The 18,895-nt window shown below is 70.8% G+C and carries 15 protein-coding genes; 7 read left to right on the top strand and 8 right to left on the bottom strand.

The genetic code is table 11. The annotated features are described in order from the left end of the window. Window positions 1-28: 28 nt before the first annotated feature. The 4 genes from atzF to PUR53_RS34575 form a co-directional block, all read right to left on the bottom strand. On the bottom strand, window positions 29-1,717 hold the full coding sequence (gene atzF, locus PUR53_RS34590) for an allophanate hydrolase (RefSeq protein ID WP_329910845.1): 1,689 nt from the start codon (window positions 1,715-1,717) through the stop codon (window positions 29-31). Between the two features lie 397 nt (window positions 1,718-2,114). Next, window positions 2,115-5,654: a 5-oxoprolinase/urea amidolyase family protein gene (locus PUR53_RS34585; RefSeq protein WP_329910844.1), complete on the bottom strand. Its 3,540-nt coding sequence runs from the start codon at window positions 5,652-5,654 to the stop codon at window positions 2,115-2,117. Further along, window positions 5,651-6,316, bottom strand: a complete 666-nt coding sequence (locus tag PUR53_RS34580; protein ID WP_329897683.1) for an urea amidolyase associated protein UAAP2 — start codon at window positions 6,314-6,316, stop codon at window positions 5,651-5,653. The genes PUR53_RS34585 and PUR53_RS34580 overlap by 4 nt, the downstream gene beginning before the upstream one ends. Continuing rightward, window positions 6,313-7,137, bottom strand: coding sequence for an urea amidolyase associated protein UAAP1 (locus PUR53_RS34575; protein ID WP_329910843.1), 825 nt, complete (start codon window positions 7,135-7,137; stop codon window positions 6,313-6,315). The genes PUR53_RS34580 and PUR53_RS34575 overlap by 4 nt, the downstream gene beginning before the upstream one ends. A 191-nt stretch (window positions 7,138-7,328) precedes the next feature. Here PUR53_RS34575 and PUR53_RS34570 point away from each other — a divergent pair, with 191 nt between their 5' ends. The 6 genes from PUR53_RS34570 (at window position 7,329) to PUR53_RS34545 (ending at window position 13,193) form a co-directional block, all read left to right on the top strand. Next, entirely contained in the window at window positions 7,329-7,964 is a 636-nt protein-coding gene (locus tag PUR53_RS34570; RefSeq protein ID WP_329910842.1) for a TetR/AcrR family transcriptional regulator, read from the top strand. Window positions 7,965-8,327: 363 nt separating this feature from the next. Then, window positions 8,328-9,965 carry a sensor histidine kinase gene (locus PUR53_RS34565; RefSeq protein ID WP_329897686.1) on the top strand — a complete coding sequence of 546 codons (1,638 nt, stop codon included), beginning with the start codon at window positions 8,328-8,330 and terminating at the stop codon, window positions 9,963-9,965. Next, on the top strand, window positions 9,962-10,369 hold the full coding sequence (locus PUR53_RS34560; protein ID WP_033531682.1) for a roadblock/LC7 domain-containing protein: 408 nt from the start codon (window positions 9,962-9,964) through the stop codon (window positions 10,367-10,369). Before PUR53_RS34565 ends, PUR53_RS34560 begins: the two co-directional genes overlap by 4 nt. After that, on the top strand, window positions 10,366-10,842 hold the full coding sequence (locus PUR53_RS34555; RefSeq protein WP_329897687.1) for a DUF742 domain-containing protein: 477 nt from the start codon (window positions 10,366-10,368) through the stop codon (window positions 10,840-10,842). The genes PUR53_RS34560 and PUR53_RS34555 overlap by 4 nt, the downstream gene beginning before the upstream one ends. After that, window positions 10,823-11,470, top strand: a complete 648-nt coding sequence (locus PUR53_RS34550) for a GTP-binding protein (RefSeq protein WP_329897688.1) — start codon at window positions 10,823-10,825, stop codon at window positions 11,468-11,470. The genes PUR53_RS34555 and PUR53_RS34550 overlap by 20 nt, the downstream gene beginning before the upstream one ends. A gap of 250 nt (window positions 11,471-11,720) precedes the next feature. Beyond that, a complete protein-coding gene (locus tag PUR53_RS34545; RefSeq protein ID WP_329897689.1) occupies window positions 11,721-13,193 on the top strand; it encodes a cytochrome P450 in 1,473 nt (490 codons plus the stop codon). Window positions 13,194-13,201: 8 nt separating this feature from the next. On the opposite strand, the gene PUR53_RS34540 is transcribed toward PUR53_RS34545, so the two are convergent. The 4 genes from PUR53_RS34540 to PUR53_RS34525 all read right to left on the bottom strand — a co-directional run bounded on the left by PUR53_RS34540 (window position 13,202) and on the right by PUR53_RS34525 (window position 17,499). After that, entirely contained in the window at window positions 13,202-14,167 is a 966-nt protein-coding gene (locus tag PUR53_RS34540) for an RluA family pseudouridine synthase (RefSeq protein ID WP_329897690.1), read from the bottom strand. Between the two features lie 75 nt (window positions 14,168-14,242). Continuing rightward, a complete protein-coding gene (locus tag PUR53_RS34535) occupies window positions 14,243-15,154 on the bottom strand; it encodes a terpene synthase family protein (protein ID WP_329897691.1) in 912 nt (303 codons plus the stop codon). Window positions 15,155-15,204: 50 nt separating this feature from the next. Then, window positions 15,205-15,591 (bottom strand): DUF6192 family protein, encoded by a 387-nt coding sequence (locus PUR53_RS34530; protein WP_443080395.1) that lies wholly within the window; start codon window positions 15,589-15,591, stop codon window positions 15,205-15,207. A 390-nt stretch (window positions 15,592-15,981) separates the two neighbouring features. Continuing rightward, window positions 15,982-17,499: an amino acid permease gene (locus PUR53_RS34525; RefSeq protein WP_329897693.1), complete on the bottom strand. Its 1,518-nt coding sequence runs from the start codon at window positions 17,497-17,499 to the stop codon at window positions 15,982-15,984. 301 nt (window positions 17,500-17,800) lie between these two features. Here PUR53_RS34525 and PUR53_RS34520 point away from each other — a divergent pair, with 301 nt between their 5' ends. After that, a complete protein-coding gene (locus PUR53_RS34520; RefSeq protein ID WP_329897694.1) occupies window positions 17,801-18,625 on the top strand; it encodes an N-formylglutamate amidohydrolase in 825 nt (274 codons plus the stop codon). Window positions 18,626-18,895 lie beyond the last annotated feature (270 nt).

Raw genomic sequence — 18,895 nt, 5'->3', positions numbered from 1 at the left:
CTGGGGTGGGTTCCTGCGCCGCTTGGGGTTAGGTCGGGTTGGTTGCGTTGTGGGTCAGGTAGGTGCGCCAGCTGCCGTGGTGCGTGATGTCCTCGGTGTTGTGGAGGGCTGTCGGCTCGCACAGGAAGCCTGGGGTTTGGGTGCCGTCGGAGAGTTGTACGGTGCCCAGGGTCATGGGGCGGGGGAGGGTGGTCAGGAGGCGGCCCAGGCCTTCTGCCGGGAGGCGCCAGATCTCGGTCTCGATGGGGGCGCCGCCCTCGCCCACGTGGACCAGGCCCGGCTTCGGCGGGGTCGTGCGCAGCGCGTGCAGGCGGTAGACGGGGGCTGTCGTGGTGGTGCGCTCCAGCCGGGCGCCCAGGGACAGGAGTTGGGGGTTCAGGGGCTGGTCCGAGAGATGGGCGCCCACGACCGCCAGTCGGGCCTCCGGCTGGAGGAGAGCGGCGAGGCGGGCCAGACGGTCGTCCGTGAAGGCCGGGCCGATCAGCATGACGCCGAACGGGAGGCCGTTCACCTCGCCCGCGGGGACGGCCACCGCCGCCAGGTCGAAGAGGTTCGTGGAGTTGGTGAAACGGCCGAGGCGCGCGTTGGCGCCCAGCGGGTCGGCGGCTACCTCGGCGAGCGTCGGGTGGCCCGGAGTCGTCGGCAGCAACAGGGCGTCCGCGTCGGCCAGTTCGGCGAGCGCGCGGGTGCGTAGGCCGGCCAGGTGGTCCTGGTCGGCGAAGAGCCTGTGCGCCGGGATGTCTCGGGCCCGGGTGATGATGCCGGCGACCGTGGGGTCCAGGGAGTCCACGCCGTCCGCGATCGCCTTGTCGACGAAGGCGCCGACCGCCGTGTAGCGCTCGGCCACGAACGCGCCCTGGTAGAGCATGGCCGCCGCCTCGGTGAAGGGGGTGAGGTCGAGAAGGCGTACGTCCGCTCCCGTGGCCCTCAGACGCGTCACCGTCGCCTCGTACGCCTCCGCCCAGCCCTCGTCCAGTTCGCCCAGCTGCTCGCGCGGGGGGACCGCGACGCGCCAGGGGCCCGGGGCGCGCGGGGAGAGGGGCGGGAGGGCGCGGTCGGGTGGGGAGGCCATGTGGGCGAGGGCCTGTTCCGCCTCCGGGAGGGTGCGGGCGAACACCGTGACGCAGTCGATCGAGGCGCAGGCCGGAACCACGCCCGTGGTGGGGACCAGGCCCCGGGTGGGCTTCAGGCCGACGATGCCGTTGAAGGCGGCGGGCACCCTGCCGGAGCCCGCCGTGTCGGTGCCGAGGGCGAAGTCGACGATGCCGAGCGCCACCGCCACGGCCGAGCCGGCACTGGAGCCGCCACTGATACGGGTGGGGTCGTGGGCGTTCCGGACGGCGCCGTACGGGGAGCGGGTGCCGACCAGGCCCGTGGCGAACTGGTCGAGGTTGGTGGTGCCGAGGAGGAGGGCGCCGGCCGCGCGGAGGCGGGCGACGACGGGGGCGTCGGTGGCCGGGGTGTACGCGTATGCCGGGCAGCCGGCGGTCGTGGGGAGGCCGTGGACGTCGATGTTGCCCTTCGCGGCGAACAGGTGGCCGGCTAGGGGGAGGTGGGCGCCTGCGGCCAGGTGGGCGTCGAGGGCCTTGGCTTCGGCCTCCGTGTCGGACTGTGGGCGTAGGTCGATCCAGAGTTCGGGGCGGTTGGCGGCTTCGATGCGGGTGTAGGCCTGGCGGACTCTGGTGAGGGTGGGGGAGGGGGGCGTCTGGGCGGGCATCTTGGCTCCTGGGGGTGGGGTGGGGTGCGGTGCGGTGGGGTGCGGTGGGCGGCAGCCAGTAGGGGGTCTGATCGGCTGCGGGGTGGGGCGCGTGTGGATTTTTCGCCCCCGCCGCCCCTACCCGTCCCGTCCTTCAGGGGCTGTGCCCCTTCGACCCCCAGGTGCGGGTGGGTGGGGGTTCTCGCGCAGTTCCCCGCGCCCCTTAGGCCGGTGGGGGTTCTCGCGCGGTTCGCCGCGCCCCTTAGGCCGGTGGGGGTTCTCGCGCAGTTCCCCGCGCCCCTTAGGCCGGTGGGGGTTCTCGCGCGGTTCGCCGCGCCCCTTATGCCGGTGGGGGATCTCGGGCAGTTCCCCGCGCTCCTTAGGTGGGTGGGGGTTCTCGCGGGGTTTCCAGTGCCCCTCAGGTCGGTCCCTGACCCGTGTCTTCGGTCAGGATGAGTAGGGGGGTGCCCGGGGCCACCTGGGTGCCTGGGGTTGTCAGGAGGTGGGTGACCATGCCGTTGATCGGGCTGTGGACGTGGGATTCCATCTTCATGGCTTCCAGGGTCAGGAGGGGCTGGCCGCGGGTCACGCGGTCGCCCGGGTGGACGTTCAGTTGCCAGACCGACGCCGTGTACTCGGCCTCGATCAGGTGGCCGCCCTCGGGGACGTGGACCTCGGTGGGCGGTGCCGGTTCGGCCGTCACCGTCTCCGGCCTGTCGAACTCGCCGGCCGCCTCCCAGGCCGCCCTCTCCGCCGCGAAGGCGGTCTGCTGCCTGGTCCTGAACTCGGCTATGGAGTCGGCGTGTTCGGAGAGGAAGGCCTCGTACTCGGCCAGGGAGAACGTGCCGTGCTCCACGTGCGGGACGAAGCGGCCCGCGACGATGTCCGCGCGGAGGGACAGCAGTTCGTCGGCGTCCACCGGGTACCACTTGATGCGGTCGAAGAAGCGGAGCAGCCAGGGGGAGCCGGGCTCGAAGGCGCCGCGCTGCTGCCACGGGGACCACACCTGGGTGGTGCGGCCGACGAACTGGTAACCGCCGGGCCCTTCCATGCCGTAGACACAGAGGTAGGCGCCGCCGATGCCGACCGAGTTCTCCGCCGTCCAGGTGCGGGCCGGGTTGTACTTCGTGGTCACCAGGCGGTGGCGGGGGTCCAGCGGGGTCGCCACCGGGGCGCCCAGGTAGACGTCGCCGAGGCCCAGGACCAGGTACTCGGCGGCGAAGACCGTGTCGTGGACGTCGGCCACCGTGTCCAGGCCGTTGACGCGGCGGATGAACTCGATGTTCCAGGGGCACCAGGGCGCGTCGTCGCGGACGCCCGCCATGTAGCGGGCGATGGCCTCACGGGTCGCCGGGTCGTCCCAGGAGAGGGGGAGGTGGATCGTGCGGGAGGGGACGGTCAGTTCGTCGGCGGAGGGCAGCGTTGTCACGATCCGCCGTACGGCGGTGAGGAGTTCGGGCTGGGGGAGGAGTGTCGGATTCGTCTGGATCTGGAGGGAGCGGATGCCCGGGGTGAGGTCCGTGACGCCGTCGAGGTCCGCTTCCGCCACGGTCTCCATCAGGGCGTGGACGCGCATCCGCAGCGCCAGGTCGAGTTGCATGGGTCCGAACTCGACCAGCAGGTTGTCGTCGCCGCTGCGGCGGTACGTCACGTCGTCGTCGCGGGCCAGGACGCCGCCGTCGACGATCGCGGGGCGGGGCGAGGAGTCGTCGGCGACCGGGAGGAAGCGGACGGTGTCTCCCGGGCGCAGCTGGCCGAGCTTCCAGCGTTCGGTGGAGACGACGGTGGCGGGGCAGACGAAGCCGCCGAGGGAGGGGCCGTCGGGGCCCAGCAGGACCGGCATGTCCCCGGTGTAGTCGACGGCGCCGACCGAGTACGGGGTGTCGTGGATGTTGGAGGGGTGCAGGCCCGCCTCGCCGCCGTCGGCGCGGGCCCAGCGGGGCTTGGGACCGATGAGGCGTACGCCGGTGCGGGCCGAGTTGAAGTGGACCTTCCAGTCGGCCGCGTAGAACTCGTGGATGTCCTGCTCGGTGAAGAACTCCGGTGCCGCGTGCGGGCCTTCGAGGACGGCCACCTGCCAGGAGGCGGGGAAGGAGGGGCGGGCGTCCGGTGGGACCGGGGCCGCGTGTTCCGTGGCCGCGCCGCCGTGCAGGACGTCGCCGGTGCGCAGGGCCCGGCCGCCGTGGCCGCCGAAGCGGCCCAGGGTGAAGGTGGCCGCGCTGCCGAGGAAGGCGGGGACGTCCAGGCCGCCGCCCGCGAAGAGGACGTAGGTGCGCAGTCCGTGTTCCGTGGGGGCGCCGACGGTCAGTACGGCTCCGGCGGGGACCGTCACCGGCTCCCACTGCGCGATCGGTGAGCCGTCCACGGTCACCGGGGCGGGGGCGCCTGTCACACAGACCGTGGTGGCGTGGCTGAAGCGGAGGGACGGGCCCTGGAGGGTGCATTCGAGGCCCGGGGCGCCCTCGGGGTTGCCCAGTGCCCGGTTGCCGAGGCGGAAGGACAGGTCGTCCATGGGGCCGCTGGGCGGGACGCCGACCTGCCAGTGTCCGGTGCGGCCGGGCCAGTCCTGCACGGTGGTGAGGGTGCCGCCGGTGATGACCTCGACACGGGTGGTCGGGTCGGTGACGGCGGCGAGGGTCGCCGTGGAGTGGGTGGCCCGCCGGAAGTCCCGGTCGGTGAGGGCCGCCCGGAGCTGGCCCAGGTTGGTCTCGATGCCGTCGACCCGGGTCCGGGCCAGCGCCTCGTCCAGCCGGCGCAGGGCCTGGGCGCGGTCGGCACCGTACGCGACCAGCTTCGCCAGCAGCGGGTCGTACGACGTGGTGACCTCCGTGCCCGTCTCCGCCCAGCCGTCGACGCGGACGTCCGGCGGGAACTCGACCCGGGTCAACAGGCCCGCGCTCGGCCGGTGATCACGGCTGGGGTCCTCGGCGTAGAGCCGGGCCTCGACGGCGTGGCCGCGCGGCTGACCGGGGGCCCGGACGACGGCGGCGTCGCCGCGCGCCAGGCGCAGCATCCAGGCGACCAGGTCGACGCCGTAGATCTCCTCGGTGACCGGATGCTCCACCTGGAGACGGGTGTTGACCTCCAGGAAGTACGCCTCCTCGCGTGCGGCGTCGTACACGAACTCGACCGTTCCGGCGGAGCGGTACTCGACGCTCGCGCACAGGTCGCGGGCGGCGGCGGCCAGCCGTGCGCGGACGTGGTCGGGCAGGCCGGGGGCCGGGGCCTCCTCGACGACCTTCTGGTTGCGGCGCTGGAGGGTGCAGTCACGGTCGCCGAAGGTGACGACCAGACCGTCGCCGTCGCCGAAGACCTGCACCTCGACATGGCGGGCCCCTTCGACGAGGCGTTCGAGGTAGACGCCGGACGAGGACGTCGTGGCGAAGGAGGCGGCGGCGACGCGCCGCACCCGATCCCAGGCCCCGGTGAGTTCATCGGCGGATCGACATGCCGACATACCGATACCGCCGCCTCCGCCGCTGGCCTTGAGCATCACCGGGTAGCCGATGGCCGAGGCGTGGACGAGGGCCTCGTCGAGCGAGTCGAGCAGGTCGGTACCGGGCAGGAGGGGCACGCCGGCGGCCTCGGCCGCCGCCCGCGCGGTGTGTTTGGCGCCGAACAGCTCCAGTTGGTCGGGGGTGGGGCCGACGAACACGAGGTCCGCCTCCTCGCAGCGGCGCGCGAAGTCCGCGTCCTCGGAGAGGAACCCGTACCCGGGGTGGACGGCGCCCGCGCCGGTGTCCTTGGCGGCCTTGAGGATCAGGTCCGCGTCGAGGTACGACTCCCTCGCGGGCGCCGGGCCGAGCCGTACCGCCTCGTCGGCGAGCCGGACGTGGGCGGCGGAGCGGTCGGCGTCGGAGTACACCGCGACCGTGCGCAGGCCCAGTTCGCGGGCGGTGCGGATGATCCGGACGGCGATCTCGCCCCGGTTGGCGACCAGCAGGGTGTCGAAGGTCATGTGGCGGCTCCAGGGGTCGTCACGCTGTCGATGGGTGTCGCTCCTCCGGTGATCTCCCCAGTGATCGTCACTTCCACGGCCGTCGGGTCGAAACCGTTGCAGGGGTTGTTGATCTGGGGGCAGTTGGAGATCAGGACCAGCACGTCACGCTCGGCGCGCAGGGTGAGGGCGAGGCCCGGTGCGGAGATCCCGTCGACGATGCCGAGGGTGCCGTCCTTCTCGACCGGCACGTTCATGTACCAGTTGATGTTCGACACGAGGTCGCGTTTGCCGAGGCCGTGCTTGGCGCCCTCCGCGAGGAAGTTGTCCACGCAGGCATGCTGCGACCAGGTGTGGTGCCCGTACCGCAGGGTGTTCGACTCCTTGGAGCAGGCGCCGCCGACGGTGTCGTGCCGGCCCACGTCGTCGGCGGTCACGGTCATCAGCGGGGTGTGTTCGTTCGACATCAGCACACTGCCGGTGGTGAGGAAGATGCCGCCCTGGGCGTGGATCGTGTCGGGCGCGCTGTAGCGGACGGCCGTGTCGTGGGCGTCGTACACGAGGAAGTCGACGGCCTGGTTGCCGTGCAGATCGGTGAGGGTGAGGGACTCTCCGGCGCGGATCACGGACGACCAGGCGGCGCGGGCCGGGACGGTGGCCGTCCTCGGGGCGGCGGTGCTCATGCGATCCCCCTCGCGGCGAGGAACTCGGCGGTGTTCAGGAAGGCACGGCGGCCCTCGGGTGTGGCGTCCCAGAGCGGGTCGCCGGGGCGGGTCGGCTCGGCACGCCAGGCCAGCACCTCGAGCGGGGTGCTGACGTAGTCGGGGCGGGGGTCGGCCGGGTGCGGGACATTGGCGATCAGTACGGTCACGTCCTGCTCGGCACGCAGGGTGACGGCGGCGCCGGGGCCGACGGAGCCGGTGAAGTCGAGGGTGCCGTCCTCGGTGACGGCCACGCCCTGGAAGAAGGAGAGCGAGGGCGGGAGGTCACGGGGTTCGAGGCCGTTCTTGGCGGCGGCCAGCTTGAACAGCTCGCGTCCGGCGGGGGACAGGGACTGCGGGGTGCCGTCGCCGTACCGCTCGGTGTTGCGTACGAGGGTGGAGGTGCCGCAGAGGGCGTCGTGGCGGCCGGAGGTGTCCGCGACCACCGAGGCGAGGACGCGGCCCTGGTCGGACAGGAGCAGGACGCCCGCGCCGAGGTAGGCGTTCCACTGGACCTTCACCGTGTCGGCGACGTTCAGCCGCTCCCAGGGGCGGTCGGCGTGGTGCAGGAGCAGATGCGCGCACGCGTCGCCGCGCAGGTCGGTCAGCCGGACCTCGGTGCCGCGGGCGAGCACGCGGTGCGTGTAGTTGCCGCCCGCCACCGTCTCCGCCCAGACGAGGGGGCCGGACTCGGGGGGCGGGGTGGGCCAGTCGCTCGCGGGTACCACGGGCATGGACTCGGCCCGGGCGCCCTCCTGTGCGCGGGCGTGATCACGTGCTCCGTACGTCGTCGATGTCGCCATCGTGGGACCTCCGGGTGCGGCGTGTATTTCTGTCGTGCGACAGAAATTAGGATCGGGGCGCGTCGACGCCATGTCCCTTGCGTTGCCGGGCAGTTACCGCCCCCTCACGATGGTCGTGCCTGGCCGGGGGCGGGGGAACAGCGCGTCCGCCCTTCAGTGGTGGCCGGGTGCCGTGTGCGAGGATCGAACGCATGGGAAGCGCGGGTGGCGGAGGCGGGCGGCGGGTCGGCCGACCGCGTGCCGGGGGCCGGCCGGAGACCGGGGTGTCGCCCCGCGACGAACTGCTCGCCGCCGCCGCGGAGTTGTTCACGACGCGGGGGTACGCGGCCACCACCACCCGGGCCGTCGCCGAGCGTGCCGGCATGCGGCAGGCGTCCATGTACCACTACGTGTCCGGCAAGGAGGAGTTGCTCGCCGAGCTGCTGGAGTCCACGGTCAGGCCGTCTCTGGTCTGCGCTCGTGACCTCCTCGCCCGGGACGCCGTCCCCGCCGAGGAGCGGCTGTGGGAGCTGTGCCGCGCCGACGTCGCCCTGCTCTGCGGCGGCCCGCACAACCTCGGCGGCCTCTACCTCCTTCCGGAGGTGCGCGCCGAACGCTTCGCGGGCTTCCACGCCGTACGTGCCGAACTCAAGGACGCCTACCGGCAGTTGATCGCCGCCACGGCCGTGGGCGCGACGCTCGCCAAGAGTGAGCTGGAACTGCGGACGGATCTCGTCTTCGGACTGATCGAGGGAGTCATCCTCGTCCACCGCTCCGAGCCCGACCGCCCGGTCTCCGTCTTCGCCGAGGCGACGGCGGACGCGGCCCTGCGCATCGCCGGGGTCTGACGGGCCTTCCCGCCGCCTTCAGCCCACTCTCCCGCGTCCGCTCACGGGGCCGGTTCACCCTGTCAAGAGGCTCTTCTCGTACGCCCGTTCCTCGTTACTCGGTGTGTACGAATGACGACCCGGCGTGTAAATGACCAAAGCGTACTCCTGTCGCGAGGGTGATTTCAGTCGGTTGCTGAATATGACACAGCGATGATCCGGTCGGACTAAGCTCGCCCGCAGCGCACCGAGTTGAGATGTATTCGGGCGCTTGTTCCAAAAAATACCGAAGATCCAGTTTGATTCGCGGATGAACCCGAGCAACCCCCAGCAACTCCCCGCAAGTCCCCCGACCATCAGCCGAACCGTCTTTAGAGGGCATACATGGTGAGTGTTCAATCGCCTCCCGGTGGCCGTGAACTTCCCTACGCGCGCGTGCTGCCGCTACCGGCGATACTGATGGCCGCGGCGACCGGGACCACCGTCTCCCTGGTGACGGGACCGGCCCGGCTCGCCGTCGGCTTGTGCGGAGCCGTCGCGACGCTCCTGCTGCTCACGGTCGCCGTCGTCGCCGTGCGCGGCGGCCGCCGTACGGTCCGCGAACTGCGCGCCGAACAGCAGCGGCGGACCGCCTTCCTCGAGCAGCGGATCGCCGCCCACGACCAGGAATTCATCCGGTTGGGCAAGGAGATCCTGCCCGCCGCCCTGTACCGGCTGCGCACCGGAGAATCCCCCTCAGAGGTGATTCGTCACGTCGTCGACGGTGACGCCGAGTGGCGCGAACTTCCGGAATCCCAGCGCGACTTGCTGCGCACCCTGCTCACCATCGTCGACCGCGAGGAAGCGCTGCGCGACTCCTCGCAGCGGTCGTTCGTCAACATCGCCCGCCGCGTCCAGGCGATCGTGCACCAGCAGAACAACGAACTCCGCGAGATGGAGGAGGACCACGGGCGCAACCCCGAGGTCTTCGACGACCTGCTGCGCATCGACCACGGCACCGCCCTGATCGGCCGCCTCGCCGACTCCATCGCAGTCCTCGGCGGCAGCCGCCCCGGCCGTGTGTGGTCCCGGCCCGTCCCGCTCTACAGCGTGCTGCGCGGCGCCATGTCCCGCATCCTGGAGTACCGCCGCATCGAGCTCGAATCGATCGCCAAGGTCAACGTCAACGGCGTCGGTGTCGAACCCGTCATCCACGCCTGCGCCGAACTCCTCGACAACGCCACCCGCTACTCGCCGCCCCACACCAAGGTGCACGTCACCGCCGTGGAGGTGCAGACCGGCATCGCCATCGAGATCGAGGACGGCGGCATCAGCCTCAGCGAGGAGAGCCGCGCCAAGGTCGAGGACATGCTCGCCAAGGCCCAGCAGGGCGTGGACATCCAGGAGATGGGCGACACCCCGCGTCTCGGCCTCGCCGTCGTGGGCCGCCTCTCGACCATGTACAACATGCACATCTCGCTGCGGCCCTCCGCCTACGGCGGCGTCCGCGCCGTGGTCGTCGTGCCGCGCGACCTGCTGACCGACGAACCCGCCCCCGGCCTCGCGCACGGCATCGGCGCCGGCGCCGTGACGACCATCGACAACGGCGGCGTGGCGGGCCCCGACCGCAAGCCCAAGCGCAGGCGCCCGACCACCGGACCGCGGATCCCGAGCTCCGCGGAGGAGATGAGCCGGGACATGGAGGACGACGTTCCCGTCGTCACCGAGTGGACCGCCAACGGCCTCCCGCAGCGCCGCAGCCGCAGCAAGATCCCGCTCAGCCAGCGCTACGCCGAGGCCGCCGCCGCGGAGGCCGCGGCCGAGGCCGCCATGGCCGCCGCCCCCGTGTGGCAGCCGGAGCCCGAACCGGAGAAGGAGCTGCCGCCGCCCGGCATGTGGGTCGAGGCGTTCATGGCCGGGCTCAAGGGCGACCCCGACCCGAACGCCCGACGGAACCCGGACGACTCCACGGCGTCCACCGCTCTCACCGCGAACACCGAGCCGGCCCGCACCGAGGCCGACGACGAGGGGGACCTCAAGTGATCCAGCAACGAGCCAATTTCGACTGGCTGCTGAAGGATCTGGCCGACGGCGTACCCGGCATCCAGCAGATCGTCGTGCTCTCCGCCGACGGTCTGCGGATCGCCCGCCACGGCGGCGACCCGGACGCCGCCGACCGCGTCGCCGCCGCCTGCGCGGGACTGCAGAGCCTGGCCGGCGCCGTGGCCGGAGAGATCCCGCAGAGCGACGGCCACATGCGGATGGTCATCATCGAGATCAACGGCGGCTACTTCTACATGATGGCCGCCGGGGCCAACGCCTATCTCGCGGTGCTCGCCAACGAGGTCGCCGAGCCGGGCCTGATGAGCAACCGCATGCGCGACCTCGTCGACCGGATCGGCTCCCACCTGACCAGTCCGCCCCGGCGGAACGGGCAGACCGTATGACGCCTCCGCAACGCCGGCGGCGCCAACCCAGGCACGAGCCCTCGTCCCCGCCGCACCCGCCGTCCTCACCGCCGTCGTTGACCTCACCGTCTTCGCCGTCCTCGCCGTCCTCGCAGTCCGAGGGTGAGGGCTCCACCGGTGAGTCGGGCGGTCGCCCGCCCGAGCGGCTCTACATCCTCACCGGTGCGGACGGCGAGCGAGCCCCGATCGACCTCGTCACGTTAATCGTGGCGCGCGCCGATCCGCCACCGTCCGCCGCTCCGGAGCAGTCGGCGTTGCTCCGGATGTGCCAGGCACCCCTGTCCGTGGCCGAGATCTCGGCCTATCTCAACCTGCCGATCAGCGTGGTGACCGTCCTGCTCACCGAGCTGCTGACGGCCGAACTGGTTCAGGCGCGCGCACCGGTCGTCCGGCAGGCGCGGGCAGACCGTTCCCTCCTCGAAGCGGTGATGCATGGACTTCAAAAGCTCTGACACCATCACGGGTCCACGGACCGAGGACCATCTGCCGCACACCGCACAGGCCGCGGCGAAGATCGTGATCGTGGGCGGTTTCGGCGTCGGCAAGACGACCATGGTGGGGTCCGTCAGCGAGATCAGGCCGCTGACGACCGAGGAGACCATGACCCAGGCCGGCATCGGGGTCGACGACAACTTCGGCTCCAAGTCCAAGACGGCCACCACCGTGGCCATGGACTTCGGCCGGATCAGCATCACGGACGAGCTGGTGCTCTATCTGTTCGGCACTCCCGGGCAGGAGCGCTTCTGGTTCCTGTGGAACGGCCTGTTCGAGGGTGCCCTCGGGGCGGTCGTCCTGGTCGACACCCGTCGGCTGGAGGTCAGTTTCGACGTCATGGGGCGCCTGGAGGAGCGCGGGGTGCCCTTCGTCGTGGCGGTCAACGACTTCCCGGACGCGCCCCGTTACGCCGTCGCGGAACTGCGTCAGGCTCTCGACCTGTCCGAGGAGATCCCGATCATCCGCTGCGACGTACGCCGCCGGGCGTCCAGCCGGGACGTCCTGATGACCCTCATGACCTTCCTGCACTCCCTGGCGATGTCGGGGGCGACGGTGGCGCCGGGGGCGGGGGCGGCGACGGCTTGATTGGCGTGCGCCTGTGCGTGCGGGGGCGGGGCCGGGGGGCCGGGGGCGTGCTGCCATCCCGGTCACCTGGGTCATGCCGGTCACACCGACCACGCCGGTCATGCCGGACGCCCTGTCATCTCCCTCGCCTCCGCCTCCTCCGCCTTCCCCCTCTTCTCGCTCTTCCCCCTCTTCTCCGTCATCCCTGTCATCCCTGCAATCCCCTCATCACCTTCAGACACCGGATCCACCTCAGTTCGGAGCGATCACCGTGACGCCTGAATCAAACTCCCTGACCGGCACGGACGACCCCACGCTCGGGCCGCCCCCCGGCTGCCCCGCCCACGGCACGGGCCCCGGCGGGCTCCGCCGTCTGTACGGCCCCGAGGCGGAGGACCTGGGAGCCGTGTACGAAAAGCTCCGCGCGGAACACGGCCCGGTGGCCCCCGCCCTCCTCCACGACGACGTACCCATCTGGGTGGTGCTGGGGCACGGCGAGAACCTGCACATGGTGAGCACGCCGTCGCAGTACTCCCGGGACACCCGTCTCTGGAACAAGCTCCAGGACGGCACGTTCAAGCCCGACAACCCGCTGATGCCGCACATCGCGTGGCAGCCCATCTGCTGCCACGCCGAGGGTGACGAGCACCTGCGGCTGCGCGGTGCGGTCACCGGCGCCATGTCGACCATCAACTTCCGGGGCATCCGCCGCAGTATCAACCGCTACACCCAGCAACTCGTCAACGAGTTCTGCGAGGAGGGTGAGGCGGACCTCGTCAGCCAGTTCGCCGAGCACCTGCCGATGGCGGTGATGTGCGAGATCCTCGGCATGCCCGAGGAGTACAACGACCGGATCGTGCATGCCGCCCGCGACATGCTCAAGGGCACCGAGACGGCGATCGCCAGCAACGCCTACATCATGGAAGCCCTGATGGGGCTCACCTCCCGCCGCCGGGCGCACCCCCAGGAGGACTTCACCAGCCACCTGATCAACCACCCGGCCAAGCTCAACGACGAGGAGGTGAGCCAGCACCTGCGTGTCGTGCTCATCGCCGCGTACGAGGCCACCACCAACCTCCTCGCCAACGTGCTGCGGGTGGTCCTCACCAATCCCGGGTTCCGCGCCCAACTCAAGGGCGGCCAGATGACGGTGCCCGAGGCGGTCGAGCAGTCCCTGTGGGACGAGCCCCCGTTCAGCACACAGCTGGCCTACTTCGCCAAGCAGGACACGGAGCTGGGCGGTCAGCGGGTCCGCAAGGGCGACGGGCTGCTCTTCGGCATCGCACCGGGCAACGTCGACCCACGGGTACGGCCCGACCTCACCGCCAACATGCAGGGGAACCGCTCCCACCTCGCCTTCGGCGGTGGTCCGCACGAGTGCCCGGGCCAGGACACGGGTCGAGCCATCGCAGACGTCGGCGTCGACGCCCTGCTGGCGCGTCTTCCGGACATCCAGCTCAACTGCGAGGAGCACGAACTGCGCTGGCGGGCCTCGATCTCGACCCGGCATCTGGTCGCGCTCCCGGTGCGCTTCGAACCGAAGGAGAAAGAGGACCTGGAACTGCGTCCCCTGGGCCGTCCCGTGCCGGCACAACGTGAGGGCCTCGACACCACCCCGACGAGGCCGAGGAGCGAGGCCGCCGCGACCGAGGCCGCGCGGCCGGAGCCGGAGCCGACCTCAGCCGAACCGCCCGCTCGGCCCGGTCTCCTGCGTCGCGTCCTGCTGTGGATGAGCGGCCGATAGCCAACTCCTCAGGCCTGGGCGTCGTACGGTGTGCCCGCCCACTCCTCGTACGACGCCCACGCCTGAAGCACCCGCCCGCTCACGAACCGGTGCTCGCGCCCCGTGACCGGATCGGTGAACTCCAGTACCCGCGCGAGCAGTTGCAGCGGACGTCTGAAGTCATCGGTCGGCACGGGGTCCTTCACTTCCGGGTACAGCGGGTCACCCAGGATCGGCACACCCAATGTGGCCATGTGCACCCGCAGTTGATGCGTCTGACCGGTGCGGGGCGTCAGCCGGTAGCGCGCCAGACCGTCGTCCCGCCGCTGGAGTAGCTCCACGCCACTGACGGCATTGGGTTCGCCGTCGACCTCTCGGGCCGCCATGACCCCACGTTCCTTCACGATCCGACTGCGCACGGTGCGAGGGAGGGGGAGCGCCGGGTCGTACGGGGCGACGGCCTCGTACTCCTTGGTGACGAGCCGGTCGCGGAACAGCGACTGGTAGGAGCCCCGTTCCTCGGGGCGCACGGTGAACAGCACCAGCCCGGCGGTGAGACGGTCCAGACGGTGCGCGGCGCCCAGTGTGGGCAGCCCCAGCTCGCGTCGGAGCCGGGCGAGCGCGGTCTCGGCGACATGGCTGCCACGCGGTGTCGTGGCCAGGAAATGCGGCTTGTCGACCACGACGACGTGCTCGTCGCGGTACACGACGTCCAGCGGGAACGGCACCGGCACCTCGTAGGGCAGGTCCCGGTGGAACCACACGCACATGCCTGGCACATACGCCATGTCACGCGGCACGGGACGCCCGTCGACGTCCACGATCAGCCCGGCGTCCAGCATGCCGTCGATCACGCCCGGCCCTGCCGCCAGCCGCTCCACCAGGTGATCACGTACGGTCGCCCATGTCGTCCCCTGCGGCAGCCTGACCCGTACCGGATCGACCCCGTCGCGCTGCGGCAGCGGGGAAGGGGGAACCGGGCTTCTGCGTCTCATCACGATCAAGCGTACGAGGGGACCGGCAGCGGCGGTGCGGTCCGGCCCCCTTCCGAACGCTTGCCGTCGGTGGCGTCAGGCGGCGCACCGGTATCGATCGGTGTCCTCGTGCCAGTGGTAGGAGCCCGCGGCCCAGCCCTGGATGGCCCTGGCGTGGCGGAGCACGGCGCGCTGGGTGTGCTGGTTCGTACGCAGATCATGCAGGGCCTGGGGGAGGTCCGACCTGACGGTCTCGTCCAGCGTCCTGACGCGGCCCGTCAAGATGCCGTTGACGAGCGAGACCGCCTCCGGGAGTGGGACGCCGTGCAGTTCCTGGGTGACGCGCACGATGTTGTTCTTGGCGACACCTTCGCGCACTTCCTTGGGGTAGGACACGATGTCGTTGTGCAGGTCGACGGTGTCCCGGAACGCGTTGATCAGTACGGTGAAGGGGCGGGTCGCGCGGATGTCCTCGGTTATCTCCCAGCCGAGCGAGTGCTCCATCAGCAGGGCGCTGCATCCGGCCGCACCGTAGTCACGGCGCATCTCCGTCTGCTCGATGAGGTCGGGGAACCGAGGGCGGATGAGGTTCTCCGTCTCCCACAACGAGGCTTCCAGGAACTGTCGTATCGACCTGGTGTACAGGAACTGCCACGACAGGGACGCCGCCGGTGCGGTGCGCTGCCACAGGTCCGCCAGCGCGCGTTCCAGCGGCTCCTTCGGAGTCGGGCCCGAGTCCGAGCAATGTGCCGTCACCGGCAGGAAGGACATCAGGCGTTCGATGCGGTCGAGGATCTGCTCCCGCTTTCCGAGGGCCTCGCACCAGGGCAGGAAGATGTCGTCGAGGCACCAGATCACACTGTGCCAACCGGACAGCAGTTCCAGCTCACGGGCCGACGCGTGCGGGTAGGTCAGGGCGGTGAACCGGGTGAAGTCCGCCCGGTCGAAGATCTCGGCACTCCACCCGCCGTGGTGCGAATCGGTGTGCTGAGGTTCGAGTAATCCCATCGTGTGTGCCCACGCGCGAACGCGTGGACGGACTTCTTCCAAGTGAGGGTTCACCCTGGCCGGGAATGGCATGTAGAACGAGGGTATCTGGAAGGTATCCGCCACGGCTGCCTCCTGTCTGTGACGACTTGCCTCTGCACCGCCCTCAGCCCTGTGTCGACGGCCTGCGGGCCGCCACCAGGTCCATGAATGACGCGCTGTGCTCCGCGGAACCGCTGACGTGCATACGAACCGGGCTTGCTGGGCTTGCCGGCGGAACCGGTTTGACGGGTCAAGTTGCCTGCGTGCCGGGCGGTGTCGTCGGTCATGACCTTCGAGGTGACGTACGGACGGTGCAGAAAATCCGTGATCACCACCGCCGCGACCGAGCCATCGCGAACAAGCCGTGAATCGCCCCCGCCTTCCTCTGGACGCTCTCCGGGTAATTGACCTTCCAAACCACCATCCGCTCCACGCTGTCCTGCGTCAACCTCGGCGGACCTACCAGAGGGGCGGGCAGGGCAGCGCTATGATGATTTGTCAACTGTTCGGCTTGAATTTGGGGCGCAGGAGGTAAAAACAGGCCACTCCCCTGCGAAAGGTGTATGAGACACCGTTGGACGCTTTCTCATCCCGGCCCCCTGCTGCAGCGCCAACCCGCCCTGACAACCCACCACTTCGTACCATGCGATGGCTTCCGGGCGACCGAGAGGCGTGCGACCCCGGCGCATGGAGCGACTCTTCGTCCTGCTCTGCCCGGCGCGCCGTCTGTGCCGGGCCTGTGCGTCGACCGGGCAGGCAGTGCGGTGCCGAGGCGGGACGTGGTGGGGTGCCGTGCGGGACGAGCGCTACCTGGAGCGCGTGCGGTGGTTGCGGGTGAGGTGGTAGGTGGTGCCTGCGGCCAGTGTGGCCAGGAGGAACAGGACCGTGAACCACTGGAACCACCAGTGGCCGCCGGCCGGGTCGTAGACGTCTGCTCGGGGCCAGGCCAGGTTGATGGTCATGAAGAGGCCGTAGAGGAGGGCGAGGGCGTTGACGGGGATGCCCCAACGGCCCAGGGAGAAGAGGGGTTTGCCGGTCTCGTCGGTGCCGGCCGAGGGGAAGGTGCCCTTCAGGCGCCGTACCAGGAGCGGGCCGGTGACCATCGCGTACGCCAGGTACAGCATCACGATGCAGGTCGTGCCGATGGCCAGGAACGCCTCCGGCGAGGCGAAGTTGAGGAGTAGCAGCGCGGCGGCCAGGACGCCGACGACCAGGGCGGGGGCGGTGGGCATGCCGGTGCGCGGGTTGACCTTGGCGAGCTGCCCGGCGAAGGGGAGTCGGCCGTCGCGGGCCATCGAGAAGAGCATGCGGCAGGCCGACGTCTGGATCGCGAGCGTCGCCACGATGATCGCCACCACCACGTCCGCGAGCAGGAAGCGGCCCACACCGTCACCGAGGCTGCTGGTCAGCACGTAGCTCAGGCCGTCCACGCCCAGCCTGCCGTCGGTCAGGCTCGGTGCCGCGAGCAGACCGCCGAGGACGAGCAGGCCGCCGAGCAGACCGGCCGCGCCGAGGGCCATGAGGATCGTGCGGGGCGCGGTGCGGCGCGGATGGCGGGTCTCCTCGCTCATCTCGCCCGCGCTGTCGAAGCCGATCATCACGTACGCCGCCATGAACGAGCCCACCAGCAGGGCACCCAGCAGATCGGTGCTGCCCTCTGCCATGTGGAACGTGATGCCGGGCGAGCGCTCGGAGTGGGTGAGCAGCAGGACGATGATCAGGACCGCGCCGATGATCTCGGCGGTCACGCCGACCCGGTTCACCACGGACAGCACCCGGTTGTCGAGGATGTTCACGAACGTCGTGAGGACCAGCAGGAGCACGCCGAGGACGGCCGCGTTCGCCGCTCCCGTCGACGAGGTGGGCGTCGGGTCGCCGCCCACGAGCTGGAAGCCCGACCAGATCGCCGGTAGCACCATCTGGAGCGCGAGCGCTGCCGCCGCGACCACCACGATCTGTCCGATCACCATGATCCAGCCGGCGAACCAGCCGAAGGTCCGGTTGGACAGGCGCGAGGACCACTGGTAGATCGAGCCCGATATCGGGTAGCGCGCCGCGAGTTCCGCGAAGCAGGCGGCCACCAGCAGCTGGCCGACGAGCACCGCCGGCCAGGTCCAGAAGAAGACCGGGCCGCCGAACGCGTATCCGAAGGCGAAGAACTGGAAGACGGTCGTGAGGACCGAGATGAAGGAGAAACCGGCGGCGAACGAGGCGTATCTGCTGAGGCTGCGGTGCAGCTCCTGGCGGTAGCCGAACTCGGTCAGGGAGCGGTCGTCGGGGGAGTGGGGCGGCTCCGGACGGAGGTCTGGGGCGGTGCTCGTCATGGCGGCAACCTGCTTTCGCAACAAGCGGCGCGAGCGTTCGCGCACGAGCGGCGCGAATTCCTGTCGGGCGACAGAAATTAGGGGAGGCCTGTGTCGCGCGCGTCACGCGACCGTGTCCGGGGCGGGCCCAAATCCTCACGACCGTGGCAATGGCGGGGAGTTGGGGCAAGGCGGGGCCGAGACATGTTCGAAAGGGCCGGGATACGGTCGACGGGGCCTGGCCGGGTCGGGCGTCGTGGGGGACTTCCTGCCCCCTCCTCCGCCCCCTGCCCCTCCGACGATCGCGGTAAGGAACCTCCGGATGAACGACGCTTCGCCGCCCTCCCATCGGCTCCTCCCGGGCGCGCCCGAGTCGTCCGTGTTGGTGCATGTGCCGCACGCGTCCCGCGTGATCCCGGCGGCCGTACGGAGCGGGATCGTGCTTGACGACCCCGCGCTGGAGCGGGAGCTGGACCACATCACCGACGCGTACACGGACCGCATCGCCGAACTGGCCGCCGGGCGGTCGGCCGTGCGCCCGTGGCGGTTCGTGAACCGGCTGTCCCGGCTCGTGGTCGATCCCGAGCGGTTCCCGGACGAGCGGGAGGAGATGCTGGCCGTGGGCATGGGCGCCGTCTACACGAGGACCACGCACCGGGAGGTGCTGCGTCCGGCCGACCGCGAAGGACTGCCCCTCGACGGGAGCGGGCGGTCGCTCGTCGACTACTACTTCCGTCCGTACGCCGCCGCCATGACCGACGCCGTCGCCGATCGACTGACGGCCGTGGGGCGGGTGGTGGTCGTCGACGTCCACTCCTACCCGAGCGAGCGCCTGCCCTACGAGTTGCACGGTGACGGTCCCCGGCCGCCCGTCTGCCTGGGCACCGACCCCTTCCACACCCCGGCCGACCTGCTCGCCGCCGCCGAGGAGGCGTTCGCGGGGTTCGGCGGGACGGGCGTCGACAGCCCGTTCGGGGGCGCATACGTCCCGCTGAAGTACCACGGGCGCGACCCCAGGGTGGCCGCCTTGATGATCGAGATCCGCCGGGACGTCTACATGGCCGAGCCGGGCGGGGCGCCGAGTCCGGGGGTGGAGACGCTCGCGAAGGCGCTGGCGCGGCTGGTGGACATGCTCGCGGGCGTCTGAATGGCCGGGTTCGCCACGTTTGAGGCGGAGTCGCGGTCGGCGTGAGAGATCGCGGACCGAGCAGCTGGCGCCGCCCGCCGGGGCCGTCGCATCGGCGTCCCGTACGGCATCCCGTAGGGAACCCGTACAAATCCCGTTACGGTGTCCATGCCGGCCGACGCGAAGAGCGACCAGCGGATGACCGCCACCGCGACGCCCGCTGCCCCGGCCCGGTTCCAACGCGCTCGGCGGCGCCGTCGACGTCCACCCCCATGAGCGCGGCGGAGGGGT

Source organism: Streptomyces sp. SP18BB07, from assembly GCF_036322545.1.
Taxonomy (GTDB): domain Bacteria; phylum Actinomycetota; class Actinomycetes; order Streptomycetales; family Streptomycetaceae; genus Streptomyces; species Streptomyces deccanensis.
The sequence above is the reverse complement of the archived record's forward strand: the minus strand, read 5'-3'. Positions and strand labels throughout refer to the sequence as shown.